This window comes from Rhizobium sp. 01N48 (genome assembly GCF_056399145.1).
Genome location: NZ_JBFTQT010000011.1, coordinates 188,083 through 201,180, shown reverse-complemented (window position 1 = coordinate 201,180; position 13,098 = coordinate 188,083). Strand labels below are relative to the sequence as shown.

General features: G+C 60.4%; 12 protein-coding genes, 1 tRNA gene and 1 rRNA gene. 12 read left to right on the top strand and 2 right to left on the bottom strand.

Annotated features, from left to right (window positions below; all coding sequences use genetic code 11):
• The first annotated feature begins 15 nt into the window (after positions 1 to 15).
• Positions 16 to 130 (top strand): 5S ribosomal RNA (rrf, locus tag AC1DOG_RS20305).
• Positions 131 to 374: 244 nt separating this feature from the next.
• A tRNA-Met gene (locus tag AC1DOG_RS20300) sits at positions 375 to 451 on the top strand.
• A 224-nt stretch (positions 452 to 675) separates the two neighbouring features.
• Here the strand turns inward: AC1DOG_RS20300 and AC1DOG_RS20295 are convergent.
• Positions 676 to 1,320 carry a ThuA domain-containing protein gene (locus tag AC1DOG_RS20295; RefSeq protein ID WP_112941114.1) on the bottom strand — a complete coding sequence of 215 codons (645 nt, stop codon included), beginning with the start codon at positions 1,318 to 1,320 and terminating at the stop codon, positions 676 to 678.
• 73 nt (positions 1,321 to 1,393) lie between these two features.
• Positions 1,394 to 2,677, bottom strand: coding sequence for an ABC transporter substrate-binding protein (locus AC1DOG_RS20290; protein WP_477930573.1), 1,284 nt, complete (start codon positions 2,675 to 2,677; stop codon positions 1,394 to 1,396).
• 137 nt (positions 2,678 to 2,814) lie between these two features.
• On the opposite strand from AC1DOG_RS20290, the gene AC1DOG_RS20285 reads away from it, so the two are divergent.
• The 10 genes from AC1DOG_RS20285 (at position 2,815) to AC1DOG_RS20240 (ending at position 13,089) form a co-directional block, all read left to right on the top strand.
• Positions 2,815 to 3,846: a LacI family DNA-binding transcriptional regulator gene (locus tag AC1DOG_RS20285; protein WP_112820465.1), complete on the top strand. Its 1,032-nt coding sequence runs from the start codon at positions 2,815 to 2,817 to the stop codon at positions 3,844 to 3,846.
• 5 nt (positions 3,847 to 3,851) lie between these two features.
• Entirely contained in the window at positions 3,852 to 5,708 is a 1,857-nt protein-coding gene (locus AC1DOG_RS20280) for a DUF2264 domain-containing protein (RefSeq protein WP_477930570.1), read from the top strand.
• The gene (locus AC1DOG_RS20275) at positions 5,705 to 6,715 is read left to right on the top strand and encodes a hydroxyacid dehydrogenase (protein WP_477930568.1); all 1,011 of its coding nucleotides are present in this window, start codon (positions 5,705 to 5,707) and stop codon (positions 6,713 to 6,715) included. The genes AC1DOG_RS20280 and AC1DOG_RS20275 overlap by 4 nt, the downstream gene beginning before the upstream one ends.
• A gap of 1,335 nt (positions 6,716 to 8,050) precedes the next feature.
• Positions 8,051 to 9,487, top strand: coding sequence for a GntP family permease (locus tag AC1DOG_RS20270; protein ID WP_289729627.1), 1,437 nt, complete (start codon positions 8,051 to 8,053; stop codon positions 9,485 to 9,487).
• Between the two features lie 97 nt (positions 9,488 to 9,584).
• Positions 9,585 to 10,163, top strand: coding sequence for a HupE/UreJ family protein (locus tag AC1DOG_RS20265; protein ID WP_477930566.1), 579 nt, complete (start codon positions 9,585 to 9,587; stop codon positions 10,161 to 10,163).
• A gap of 71 nt (positions 10,164 to 10,234) precedes the next feature.
• Positions 10,235 to 10,933 (top strand): urease accessory protein UreF, encoded by a 699-nt coding sequence (locus tag AC1DOG_RS20260; protein WP_477930564.1) that lies wholly within the window; start codon positions 10,235 to 10,237, stop codon positions 10,931 to 10,933.
• A 53-nt stretch (positions 10,934 to 10,986) separates the two neighbouring features.
• Positions 10,987 to 11,517 (top strand): YqhA family protein, encoded by a 531-nt coding sequence (locus tag AC1DOG_RS20255; protein WP_289729514.1) that lies wholly within the window; start codon positions 10,987 to 10,989, stop codon positions 11,515 to 11,517.
• 170 nt (positions 11,518 to 11,687) lie between these two features.
• On the top strand, positions 11,688 to 12,446 hold the full coding sequence (locus AC1DOG_RS20250) for an urease accessory protein UreD (RefSeq protein ID WP_289729515.1): 759 nt from the start codon (positions 11,688 to 11,690) through the stop codon (positions 12,444 to 12,446).
• Between the two features lie 24 nt (positions 12,447 to 12,470).
• The gene (gene ureA, locus AC1DOG_RS20245; protein ID WP_037179616.1) at positions 12,471 to 12,773 is read left to right on the top strand and encodes an urease subunit gamma; all 303 of its coding nucleotides are present in this window, start codon (positions 12,471 to 12,473) and stop codon (positions 12,771 to 12,773) included.
• Positions 12,774 to 12,783: 10 nt separating this feature from the next.
• Complete coding sequence (locus AC1DOG_RS20240) at positions 12,784 to 13,089, top strand: urease subunit beta (RefSeq protein ID WP_112820449.1); 306 nt, start codon at positions 12,784 to 12,786, stop codon at positions 13,087 to 13,089.
• The last annotated feature ends 9 nt before the right edge of the window (positions 13,090 to 13,098 follow it).

Sequence of the window (13,098 nt, the reverse complement as noted above, 5' to 3'; positions counted from 1 at the left end):
GTTGCGCTTCGCTGACCTGGTGGTTATGGCGGGGCGGCTGCACCCGTTCCCATTCCGAACACGGYCGTGAAACGCCCCTGCGCCTATGGTACTTCGTCTTAAGACGCGGGAGAGTCGGTCGCTGCCAGGTCTGCTAAACGCAACATAAATCTTCTCTGATCGAAAACGGCCGAGGCCGAAACAAAAGGGCCGCCCAAAGCGGTCCTTTCTGCTTTCCAAAGGCCGAAATGCAGAGCAAAATGAATTGGTGAGGCACCTGAAACAAGGTGCGTCCCTTGCAGGAGCAAACCGCCTTCGGGCAATTTGCTCCGGCAGTAAGAGTAAACCCAAAGGGTTTACTCGGACGCGATAAATCCCGAAGGGATTTACGCTGGCGCGGGGTGGAGCAGCCCGGTAGCTCGTCAGGCTCATAACCTGAAGGCCGCAGGTTCAAATCCTGCCCCCGCAACCAAAACTTCTTTTCGAGACAAGTCTTAGAACAGATTTAAGGCCCGCTGTAGGGCAAGTTCGAACTGAGCATCCCTATCAGCTCGTCGTCTTGAGCCGCATGTTTGGTTGATGGAGCCTTCAGTCGTTATTCCTCGTTCCGCCGACAATCATATGCTCATTCGAGAGCATCGAACTAGCTTGGCTCTCGCCACAACACGCTGATTTTGCTCGAATTTAGTGTATCCGCTAGCTGCGTGCTGCCCAGACCAATCCCCGCCGCAATATCAGTCGCATATGTGCATTATCGAACTCTGCGGCGACGTGACCAAGGGCAGAATAGAACACACGGCCGGCGCCAAATCTACGTTTGAACACAACCGGCATACTCACATTGGCGGCTGCCGGATCATGTTCGCCGGTGAAGGTGGTGGTCGCGAGGATTTCGATCGAGGGGTCGTAGTGCAGGTAATATTGTTCGGATCGATACTCGAAATCCGGAATGTCTCGCATCAAAGGGTCTTCCGGGCGGGTTACCGCGACGCGAAAATCGATGATATTGCCGGGATGGGCGACCCAGGTGACGCCGGAGACATAGCGGAACGGCGCGCTTTCCTTGAATGAGGTCGCGAGCGAGCCGTGGTGTCCACCGAGCCCAAGTCCTCCGCGTACGGCTTCCACGAGGGCGTCGGCATGGGCCCTTTCGAGGCTTTCGCCCGTGATCACGGGCACGAGAAGATCGGCTTGAGCAAGCTGCGGCGAACGGAAGATGCCGAGATCGTTGGTGACTTCGGTCTGGAAGCCGTCTTCGGCAAGAAGGCCGGCGACGATGCGAGCGCATTGCTCCGGCTCGTGACCCTTCCAGCCGCCCCAAACGATGATCGCCTTGCGCATGATCTTTCCCTATCTCTGATGTGCTGAACCGCCGGGCTGCGGCGCGCCGGCGGTTCAACACTGTGCAACGATCTCAGCTGCGGATCGTGGCTTTCCCTTCTTCGACTAGCCGCGCCGCCGCTTCGGCGGGCGTCGTGCGCTCAAACGCCAGCTCGTCGGCGATCGGGCGCAGGACGCGCTGGTCGAACTCGGTCGATCCCAAAGGCGCGGGTGCCGGGTAGTCGCCGACCTGATCCTTGAGCAGGTCCACGTATTTCACGGTGTCCTGCTCCGTCGGGTTCAGGTTTGGCAAAATCGCCTCGCGGACCGCCGGCGACAGCGGGACACCGCGTTCAACACCCAGGATCTTGCCGGCCTCCGGGTCGTTGACGAAGAAGCTGATGAACTGCGCGGCGGCTTCGCCGTTCTTCGTCGTCGCGCCGACGCTCCAGATGAGAGCGGGGCGATAGTAGTGGCCTGATGGCCCGCCTTTCTTCTCGCGAGGCAGCATGGTGATGGCGAGCTTGTTCTTCGAGAGGAGCTGGTAGCCCACGAGCTGGTTGGAATAGGCCATGCCCATTGCCGACTTGCCGAGCGCCAGGCAATTGGTGTCGATCGTGTTCTGGTCCAGCGTCTGCACATCGGCGGCAACGGTTCCGCCCTTCTTCCGCAGGTCCTCCCAGAAGCTGTACCACTCCGTGGCGTCCTCGACGTTAAAGCCAAGCGCCGCGTCCTTGTAGAGGCTCTTTCCGCGCTGCCGCAGCCAGGCGTCGAACACGTAGGTGTAGCGCGCGCCGTAGGGGCCGCCCGCGTAATTGGTCTTGCCGATCGCCTTTGTGAGCTCGACCGCCAGCTTGGCATATTCATCCCAGGTGAGATCAGGCGTGGGCAACGGGATGCCTGCCGTTTCGAATGCCGTCTGATCGAAGAAGAGCGCGAAGGAATTGAGGCCAAGACCTACGCCGTAAAGCTTTCCGTCGACGGTCGTTAGTTTCAGTATGTCCTTGCCGAAAGCATCGACCTTCAACGTAGAGGGTATGAATTCGTCTAGCGGCAGGCAGGCGCCGCGCTTGGAATAATCCGAGATTGTTCCAGGCTCGAGCTGAAACACATCCGCGATCGAGCGGCCGGCCATCTGTGTCGCAAGCTTGGTCCAGTATCCGTCCCCGCTAAGGGATTCGCCGATAATCGACACGCCTGGCGTCTTGCCTTGATAAAGCCGGGCGACATCGAGCGTGCGCTTCGCCCGATCGTTCGAGCCCCACCACATGGCGCGCAGCTGTGTGTCCGCCGCGAAGGCCGGCATGCCGGCGCCGAGTGCAAGGCCGCTCGCCACGCCGGCGGAGCCCATCAGAAATGAACGTCGATTGATCTGCATGCTGGTTCCTCCGGTTGTCTGCCCGGCGTCCTCCAACGCCTTTCGGGCATGTGGCGGGAAGATTACGCAAAAACGTTCTGTTTGCAATAAAATATCTTTCTGTTGCAAATTTGCGTAAATTGCATAAGTCTGCGTCTATGAACGAGATTAAAACAAAGCGGCCACGTCAGGCCGATATTGCCGCCGCCGCAGGCGTCTCCGTATCGACCGTGTCGCGTGTGCTGGCGAATGAGCCCGGTATCAGCGAAAGTGTTCGGCAGCACATTCTGCGCGTTGCCGCCGAACACGGCTACCAAACCAAAGGCTCCTCGGAGCCAATGGCGGGCGGTCTTGCTTTGATTGCCAGCGATGGAGCAACTGGGGGGCTGAGCGTCTTTTACGAAACGATCGTGGAAGGCTTGCGGGGGGGGGCGGCGAACGCGGGAATGTCCTTCGAAGTCAGGCTAGTCCGTGAGGATCGCGCCATGCCGGATGTCATTCGCGACCAGATGGAGGCCACTAACGCGGAAGGCCTTTTCCTAGTCGGTATCGACCCCAACCCTGCGCTTCGACAGTGGATCGAGGCGGAGAAGATTCCGGTCGTTCTCGTCAACGGTACTGATCCGAATCTTCGCCTCGACGGCGTCTCTCCAGCCAACTTCTTCGGCGCCCTACAAGCCGGCGAACGGTTGCTTGCGGCGGGACATCGCAATATCCTGCATTTCACCGGTTCTCACCGCCACACCATCCGCGAACGCGTCAGGGGCTTTGATGCGGCGGTCGCATCGGTTGATGGCGCCTCTTGCCGGGTGGTTCCGATGAGTTTCCAAGGCAGTGCCAGCCGGGAAGCCCACGAGTTGATGGCCGCCATCCTGGAGGAGAACGCGGGTTTCACTGCCGCCTTCTGCATGAACGACTTCATCGCGGTCGGTGTTCTTGAAGCCGTCACCGAGGCGGGTCTTCGTGTGCCGGAAGATTTCGCGATCGTCGGCTTCGACGATCTGCCCTGCGCCTTGATGACGAGTCCTCCGCTCTCCACCATGCGCGTTGATCGGGGCGCGCTTGGTCGGGAGGCCATTGGCCTGATGATCGACAGGTTCCATGATCGGTCGGCGCCGGCCCGCCACGTATGCCATGCGGTCGTTCCCGTTGTGGGGGGCACCGCACCAATGCCGAAAACCGATGAGTGATACAGATGACCTATGATCCGGCCAGCGCCAATCCGTTAGCAGGCAACCCGCTGGAGACGCGCGAGGACATGAGCCGCGCGCTCCTTGCTCTCTTCGATCCGTTGCTCCCCTATTTCTCAAAGGGTAATGCACGCGTTCGGCTCGATGGTGCCGGCGCCCATTTTGACCGCGCCGCCGCGGACCTGGAAGGGTTTGCCCGTCCTCTCTGGGGTTTGGCGCCGTTTGGAGCGGGAAAAGGCGACTTTGCCCACTGGCAGCGTTTTGCGGAGGGGCTTGCGAACGGCACGGATCCCGAGCACCCGGAATATTGGGGCGCGGTCAACGGTCGCGATCAGCGAATGGTCGAGCTCGCGGCGCTCGGTTTCGCGCTGGCGCTTGTCCCCGACAAGATCTGGGAGCCCCTGAGCGAGCCGGCGCGAGCTAATGTCATCGCCTATCTCAAGCATGCGCGGCAGTTCGATTATGCGGATAACAACTGGAAGTTCTTCCGCATCTTCGTCGACATCGCCCTTGATCGCGTCGGCGCCGAGTTCGACCGCAGCCTGACAAGGCAGTACCTCGAGGAGCTTGAGGGCTTCTATATCGGTGACGGCTGGTATCGCGATGGCAATGTGCGCCGCATCGACCACTACATCCCCTTCGCCATGCATTTCTATGGGCTGATCTATTCCAAGCTCGCCAATGACGACTACGCCAAGCGCTACCGCGAGCGCGCTGTTCTGTTTGCCAGGGATTTCCGCAACTGGTTTGCGCCCGATGGCGCGACTATCCCCTTCGGCCGCAGTTTGACCTATCGCTTCGCCTGCGCCGGCTTCTGGTCGGCACTCGCCTTTGCCGATCTGGAGGCGCTTCCCTGGGGCGAGATCAAGCATCTCTGCCTGCAGCACCTGCGCTGGTGGAAGGACAAGCCGATGACCAATCGCGACGGCATCCTGTCGATCGGCTTCGGCTATCCGAACCTGTTGATGTCGGAAAGCTACAACTCGGCGGGATCGCCCTATTGGGCGTTCAAGGCCTTTCTGCCATTGGCGATCGCGGATGACCACCCGTTCTGGACTGCGGAAGAGAAGGCTCCGGCTCCGAGCCAAAGCGTCTCGCAGCAGCGCCATCCCGGCATGGTCCTGATGCGGGCAGGTGGCGATGTGGTGGCCCTGTCATCGGGACAAGAAAATCTCCAGATGCGCTTCGGCACGGAGAAATATGCGAAGTTCGCCTATTCGGCGCGCTATGGCTTCAGCGTCGAAGCCGATGAACGGAGCTTCGCCGGCGGTGCGTTCGATTCCGCGCTTGCCTTCAGCGACGATGGACTGCACTACCGCGTGCGTGAGACCAATGTTAAAGCGAAAGTCGCAGGCGACGTGCTCTATTCAAGATGGTCGCCATTCAAGGATGTTTCCGTCGAAACTTGGCTGGTTCCAGCAGCGCCCTGGCACATTCGCGTCCACCGGATCAATTCGCCGCGCCAGCTGCAGACGGCCGAAGGTGGCTTTGCGATTGCCAAGCGCGACTTCGATCTCGATGTGCTTGGGGCAGCGCCGGGGAGTGCTCACGTTATCGGGGAAGCTGACTTCTCCGGCATTCTTGACCTGGGCTCGACGGTGAAGCGAACCGGGCTGGCGCAGAAGGCTCTCCCTAACACCAACGTGATCGTCGCCAAGACACTTATCCCTCAATTGCGCGGCGAAATCCCGGCCGGTGAGACTATTTTTGTCACGGCCGTGCTAGCGCTCGATGACCCGGCCGCGGTTTCCAGCGCATGGATTAGCCCCCCGTTGGCACCGGACATTTCGGCGCTTAAAGCCCGGATTGCCGAGGATAGCGTCACTGTCAGCGCCATCGAAGCGCCGGGGCAAATGTCATGAACCGACCGGGTATTGCCCTTGCCATGCACCCGCGTCGAACGGAGCATGTCCTCCCCGATCGCCTTCTTGACCGGCTGGAAAGTTTGGGCCGATTGCTCGACCGGGAACCGCTTCAGACCTTCGCTGACGAGAGAGCCAGGCGAATATTGCCCGACACGGAAATCCTCATAACCGGATGGGGCGCCCCGTATGTCGGCCGCGATGCGCTTTCACTGGCCGGAGGGCTGAAGATTATCGTCCATGCCGCAGGAACAGTTAAGGGGCTGATCGACGAGGAAGTGTTTCGCGCAGGCATTTCCGTTAGCCATGCGGCTGAGGCCAATTCGATCCCGGTAGCCGAGTACACGCTTGCCGCTATCCTTTTCGCCGGCAAGCAGGTCTTCCGCTTCCGCGACACTTACGTCGCGGACCGCAACCGCGATCGTACCAATGCGATGCAGAGGCTTGCGATTGGAAACTACGGCCGCACGGTTGGCATAATCGGCGCGTCGCGCATCGGCCGGCGCGTGATCGAGCTGCTGAAGCCCTTCAGTTTCAAAATTATCCYTTTCGACCCCACATTGTGCGCATCGGAGTGCGCGGCAATCGGTGCTGAGAAAGCTGACCTTGAAACCCTGATGCGCACCGCCGACATCGTCTCGCTGCATGCGCCTTCCCTGCCGTCGACGCGGCACATGATCGATGCTGAAATTCTAGCGCTTATGAAGAATGGTGCCACGCTCATCAATACTGCACGTGGTGTTCTCATCGACGAAACAGCACTTCTGGCGACGCTTTCGACCGGCCGAATCGATGCAATCATAGACGTGACCGACCCTGAGATACCAAGGGCTGCGTCCCTGTTCTACGACCTGCCGAACGTGTTCCTCACACCTCACGTTGCCGGCGCCATTGGTCTAGAGCGGGTGCGACTGGGTGAGATGGCCGTCGACGAGATAGAGCGACACCTTGGTGGTATGCCACTGGCTTACGGGATCACCTGGGCCGACCTTGCTAGAATTGCTTAGGGCGGCGTTGTTTGTTGATAGTCATTCCATTGCACTAAGGAGACGTTCGAAGAGGTCGCGACCGAGTGCAACGTTCTTGCTGGTCCCGATTTCGATCGGCGAGTTCCTTTGTGAGTTGCCTATCGACGCCCATCTCCACGTTGCGCTCCATGAATACGAAGGCTTCATTCGCATCAAAAGAATCGATGAATCCACGGATCGCGGCAATCGGCTCCTGCATTGGAACCAGAATTGCTCGTGCTGCCTTGCCTGCCGGTGCTGACATCTCGTTCAGAGACCAGTTTCACGCGGATTCACCAAGCCGTCGACAAAAGAGTGCGACGGTTCCAACCGAACGTCCGCCGGGCACGTAGCGTGAGCGACGTATAATTGCGCCCTTGGATCCGCTTCTTCAAAGCGGCGGGATGAGTCGCCAATGCTCACGCCTTGGCGAGATTCTAATTTGCACTTCCCCACGGTAAGAATTGACGGATCGCAGAAGCTCGCCGTCGCTTGACAACCATCGAAGATCAGCTCCGTGAACACACCTACACCAGAGTTCTGCGACCAAATGCACCAGCTGTATCTAGGTCAAGAAAAGTTCACGCAATTCGGCTCTCGGGGAGAACGGTAGCCCGATAATCGATCTCGTCGGCATCGACAAGCCGACCGGGCAGAGCGTGTCTCCTTCCCGCGATTAAAAGGGCAGGACTTCTGCAATGACCATGAGTAGGGTACGGTCGGTGGTGCCGGAGTGCGGATTGCGATGATCTAACGCACTTCGCCAAATAGCAAACTGGTTGGTATCTTTCGGCCGATCGAGACCGCCGTGGTGCACGTCGTGTCGATTTGGCCCTACGGCAGCCCGTCAACTGCTTTCGTCGTATCCGCAGTAATGGAACGTTCGCCAGGAGGGCGCAGGCATATGCCGTTCCGACTTGGGTGTGTCGCGGGCACATTTGGAGCCAATGAGTGCTCGATCTCGATGTCGGTTTTGTTCGTTCATAGAAGCGCTTAGTTTAGCGTCGGGCTGTGGCCCGAGCGATTGGACGCGTGGCCACCGATCCCAACTCATCCCGACGCAACCTTGCGGCGCGTAGTCTGGATGTCGTTCTCCTCGAACAGGAGCAATCTCTGGCTATGCTGAGTAAGAAATCCCAGGAGTGAGCACGGCGTCCATTTCTTGCGCCGCCCCTGGGCTTTGCGCGCCCGACCGGTCGACACATACGCATGTGTGGTTCATGAAAACCGGAGAAGGCCGTGAGTTGTGACGCGTATCGTAGCTGCACCTTGAAGGGCGAAAGCTATGGATCGCAAGACATCTCCGCCGGCTTGGCTGCTTTGAGAGGCGGATCCATGGGGCTGTTCGGAATTCTGCTGGGACTTGGTTTGCTGATGTGGTTCGCCTATCGCGGCTGGAGCGTTTTGCTTCTGGCGCCTGCGGCTGCCCTCATCGTTGCCGCGGCTTCAGGCCAGCCGCTGTTGCCGCACTGGACCTCAACGTTCATGGGAGGCACGGCGCGGTTTGTCACGCAGTGGTTCCCGATGTTCCTGCTCGGCGGCATCTTCGGCAAGATGATGGATGACAGCGGCTCCATTACCTCGATCGCGCGTTTCCTGACCGAGCGGCTGGGCGTGAAGCGAACCATGCTATCGGTGGTGCTGGCATCCGCGGTCGTCACCTATGGCGGCGTCAGCGTGTTCGTCGCCTTCTTCGTACTCGTACCCATGGCGCGCGAAATGTTCCGCGCGGCCAATATTCCGGCCAGACTGATGCCGGCGGCGATCGGCCTCGGCGCGTTCACCTTCACCATGTCGGCGATGCCCGGCACGCCCTCGACGAACAACGCCATCCCGATGCCCTACTTCGGCACGACGACCTTCGCGGCGCCCGGCCTCGGCATCATCGCCTCGATCATCACCTTCGCCTTCGGGATGTGGTGGCTGGCCCATATCGAGGCCAGGGCACGGGCCGCCAATGAGGGGTATACGGAGGACGAAACGCCTGTCGTCATAAGCGAAAAGGTGCGCGAACAGGCAACGACCTCGGGCGACTTCGACCCGAGCGAACTCACCCATGGCAAGAAGAGCGAACAGGGACCGTCCTTCCTCTTCGCCGTTTTGCCGCTGATCGTCGTCATCGGTGTCAATTTCCTGATGGCGCTGGTGGTATTGCCCCAGATCGATTTCTCCAGCGCCGAAGCAGCACTCGGCATCAATATCACCTCGACGGTTGGTGTCTGGGCCGTGCTGATTGCGCTGGCTGCGGCGATCGTCACGGTGATCGGACTGAATTATGGACGGCTGGGTGCATTGCGCGAAAGCCTCGACGCAGGCGCCAATTCGGCAGTGCTGCCGATCATGACTGTTGCGAGCCTCGTCGGCTTCGGCGCGGTGGTCGCGGCCATGCCGGCTTTCAACGTCGTCCGCGATGCCGTCCTGCAGATGCCGGGCGGCCCGCTCGTATCGCTGGTCGTGGCGATGAACGCGCTGGCGGCGCTGACGGGCACCGCTTCCGGCGGCATGGCCATCGCGCTCAATGCGCTGGGCGCCGAATACATGAAGCTTGCAGCCGAACACGGTATCGATCCCGCGCTGATGCATCGCCTGACGACGATCAGCGCCGGTACGCTCGATGCTTTGCCGCACAACGGCACGGTGCTTCTGCTGTTGCAGATCAGCAAGCAGACGCACTCAGGAAGCTATCTCGACATGGTGATGACCGTGATCGTCGGCGTCATTATCTCGCTTGTCGCGGTCTTCGTGCTTGGGTCGATGTTCGGCTCGTTCTGAAGTGGCCAGATCGTAGTGCCAGCATGAGTTCGATGGAGTGCCTGAAAGACTGGATGTCAATCGTTCCTATTCGACCAACCTTAGGGAGATTCGTGCCATGAAGAAGATGCATCTCTTGATCGTCGCGCCTTTGCTGATGGCAAGTACGCCGGCATTCGCGCATGTTGGCCCCGGTGACCATGGGTCCTTCGTCTCCGGGTTCCTGCATCCTCTCACGGGGCCGGATCATGTTCTCGCCATGGTCGCAGTCGGCCTGGCAGCGGTGATGCTTGGGAGCCGCGCGCGGCTCGCCATCCCCGTCGCTTTCGTCAGTGTCATGATCGTCGGCTTTGTCGCCGCCCTTGCGGGTATGCACCTGCCTTTTGTCGAGCCGGTTATTCTTGCCTCGGCCGTCGTCATCGGACTGTTGGTCGCGGTTGCGCGGCCGGCATCGCCCACGCTAGTCGCGGCCATTGTCGGCTGCTTCGCATTCTTTCACGGGCATGCGCATGGCGCCGAGATGGCAGGTGCGAACGCCTTTTCCTTCGGCGTGGGCTTTGTGCTGGCGACGGCATCCCTGCACGCGGTGGGGATGGGAATCGGCATCGCCGCCGGTCGCCTGACGCGCGGCACGACAGCCCTGCGGATAGCCGGTGGAGCCACCGCGCTTGGCGGCGTGCTGCTGCTGGCGAGCTGAGGCGCATGGGCATTTGAACCGCGAGGGTCGGTGTTCGGCCCAGCCACGGGCGATTGTTTCGGGAGATTTATGTGACGTTTCAACCAACATTGGGCCAACCAATATCGGCCGGCTTGCCGCTTCAGTTGCTGCGGCTGGTCAGTCCAAGCCAGCCGGTCGGCGCGTTCGCCTATTCCCGTGGCCTCGAATGGGCGGTCCACGATCGGACCGTTCGCGACGAGGCGACTGCACGAGACTGGATCTTCAGGCTGATCGAACACAGCTACGCCGTCTGTGATGCGGCGCTGTTCCTGCGCATGATGCATGCGCTCGAAGCTGATGATCGCGCGGCGTTCCTGAAAGCCGATGCTTGGCTGTCTGCCGCGCGAGAAAGCAAGGAAGTGGAGCTGGAGGACAAGCAGATGGGCGCATCGATGCTGACGGTCCTCTGCGATCTCGGCGTCTCCTCCGCCAAGACTTTCAGCGGCAGGAAGCTGACCTACCCGGCGGTCTTTGCCCTCGCGGCCACATATTGGAAGATCGCGCCGGCAGATGCGCTGCGCGGGCTGCTGTGGAGTGCGGTGGAAGGGCAGGTATCGGCTGCCATTCGGCTGGTGCCGCTGGGGCATACCGCCGGCCAGCGCCTTCTTATCGCCGCGGCCGAGATCATCGAGCGTGCGGCGCGCACGGCGGAGACGACTGGTGACGATGAGATCGGCAATGCGGCGCCGGCAATGGCAATGGCAAGCGCATGGCATGAAACGCAATACAGCCGGCTGTTTCGCTCCTAGGCGCTGACTGGGCAAAGAGAGCCGCGCGGATGCAGCCGAATTGATCCAAGGGGATGAGTGCATTGATTTCGTTGTTCCGCGGCCTTCGGTCCATTCTGATACTTGCTGCCGCGGGTGTGCTTTTCGGTGCCTTCCTGATGTTCTGGGAAGCGATCTTGATGCTCGTGGAAACCTTCCGGATGACCCGGCTCAATCCGGATATGTCGGTCATCGTATCGGTCCTGCGTGCGACCGACAAGATCCTCCTGGGCATCGTGTTGATGGTGGTCGGCTGCGGCATCGCGCTTGGCTTTGCCCTCGATATCCCGCCGGAACAGCGATCGAGATTACCGCAGTGGATGATCATCGATACCGTCGCGGAACTGAAGAACCTCTTCTTCCAGATGATCATTCTCTACCTCGTCGTGCACTTTGCGGCCCAGGTAGGTGAAACGCAAACGCCTCCGCAATGGGAGGCACTGGTGTTGCCGGTGTCGGCGCTGCTTCTCGCAGGCGCGATGAAGTTGACCGCCAGTTCGCACCATCTTTCGGAAGAGAAACGACACGACAGAAGCGAGAAGCAGAAGCCAGGCGATCAAGCGTGAAGCGCTTTCAGCGATCGCGGTCGACTTCGAACGGGACGTAACACGCCGAGATAACAGAGGGACAGCAAGGGCCGTCAGGCCGGATTGAGAAAGGTTTTTCGCTAATGGTCAATGGTTGGCATGCCGAGCTCGATTTGTGGTTCGCGAATTCCCACGGGAAGACGCGTCTGATGCGCCGGCGGCATGTCGGGCCGCTGGCTGTGCAGCGCGCTTTTCACCCGGAAGACGATGGGTCGGCGCATGTCTACATCCTGCATCCGCCAGGCGGCGTGGCCGGCGGCGATGTTCTCAACATCACCTGCGGCCTTGCGCCCGAGGCGCGCTGCGTTCTGACGACGCCTGGTGCGACCAAGTTCTACCGCAGCGAAATCGGCACGAGTACGCAGCGCATACGGATCGATGTCGGCGCCGGTGCGGTCTGCGAGAACCTCCCGCAGGAGACGATCCTTTTCGAAGGCGCGGATGCCTCGATCAGCACAAGCGTGACGCTCGGCGAGGATGCAGCCTACGTCGGTTGGGATTTCGTCAGCCTAGGCCGCCCCGCCGCGGGCGAGGGCTTCGCAACCGGACGACTTGCCCAGCGCGTCGAGATTTTTCGCGGCGACAAGCTGATCTGGTTCGAACGAATGGCGTTTTCGCGCGCACCTGACGTTCTGGACGCGCCGGTTTTCTTTGCCGGAAAGCCCATCGTCGGGACGATGGTCTATGCGGGGCCGGCGCTGGAAAACACCGTTCAGCATATCCGCGACGAACTCGGCGAGCAGGCGCGCGGCGTCTTCTCGGCCAGCCAGCTAGAGCGCGTGATCGTCTGCCGCTATCTCGGAAGCCGCATGTCCGAGGGCAAGGCACTTTTTCTGCAAGCGTGGAGCATTCTTCGCGAACGCGGCCTGATGAAGAAGGCCGTCGCTCCCCGCATCTGGGCAACGTGAACAGCAAAACAAGGAGGCAAGCTCATGGAACTGCTACCGCGTGAAAGAGACAAGCTCCTGATCTTTACGGCCGGATTGGTCGCGGAGCGGCGCAAGGCGAAGGGTCTGAAACTGAATTACCCCGAAGTCATAGCCTATATCTCGGCAGCCCTCCTGGAAGGCGCCCGCGAGGGGCGGACGGTGGCGGACCTCATGTCCTACGGCGCGACGCTGCTGACCCGCGAGGAGGTCATGGAGGGCGTGCCAGAGATGATCCACGACATCCAGGTGGAAGCAACCTTTCCCGACGGCACGAAGCTCGTGACCGTCCACAACCCGATTCCCTGAGGAGGCTATCATGATCCCTGGCGAATATTTCATCGAGAGTGGCTCGATCGACATCAATGCGGGCCGGCAGACCCTGAAGGTCGATGTCGCCAATTCCGGCGACCGACCGATTCAGGTCGGTTCTCACTACCATTTTTACGAGACCAACGAGGCTCTGCTATTCGATCGCGGGCCCACGCGGGGATTTCGGCTCAACATTCCGGCCGGCACGGCGGTCCGCTTCGAACCGGGCCAGGAACGAACGGTGGAGCTTGTGGCGCTCGACGGCAAGCGTGAGGTTTATGGGTTCAACGCCAAGATCATGGGCAAGCTGTAGGAGGCTATG

Bases quoted from the DNA above. Each gene is read 5' to 3' on its own strand.
- AC1DOG_RS20285 (WP_112820465.1), top strand. From the start codon at position 2,815: ATGAACGAGATTAAAACAAAGCGGCCACGTCAGGCCGATATTGCCGCC.
- AC1DOG_RS20265 (WP_477930566.1), top strand. From the start codon at position 9,585: ATGAAGAAGATGCATCTCTTGATCGTCGCGCCTTTGCTGATGGCAAGT.
- AC1DOG_RS20240 (WP_112820449.1), top strand. From the start codon at position 12,784: ATGATCCCTGGCGAATATTTCATCGAGAGTGGCTCGATCGACATCAAT.
- AC1DOG_RS20270 (WP_289729627.1), top strand. From the start codon at position 8,051: ATGGGGCTGTTCGGAATTCTGCTGGGACTTGGTTTGCTGATGTGGTTC.
- AC1DOG_RS20295 (WP_112941114.1), bottom strand. From the start codon at position 1,320: ATGCGCAAGGCGATCATCGTTTGGGGCGGCTGGAAGGGTCACGAGCCG.
- AC1DOG_RS20280 (WP_477930570.1), top strand. From the start codon at position 3,852: ATGACCTATGATCCGGCCAGCGCCAATCCGTTAGCAGGCAACCCGCTG.
- ureA (WP_037179616.1), top strand. From the start codon at position 12,471: ATGGAACTGCTACCGCGTGAAAGAGACAAGCTCCTGATCTTTACGGCC.
- AC1DOG_RS20255 (WP_289729514.1), top strand. From the start codon at position 10,987: ATGAGTGCATTGATTTCGTTGTTCCGCGGCCTTCGGTCCATTCTGATA.
- AC1DOG_RS20250 (WP_289729515.1), top strand. From the start codon at position 11,688: ATGCGCCGGCGGCATGTCGGGCCGCTGGCTGTGCAGCGCGCTTTTCAC.
- AC1DOG_RS20290 (WP_477930573.1), bottom strand. From the start codon at position 2,677: ATGCAGATCAATCGACGTTCATTTCTGATGGGCTCCGCCGGCGTGGCG.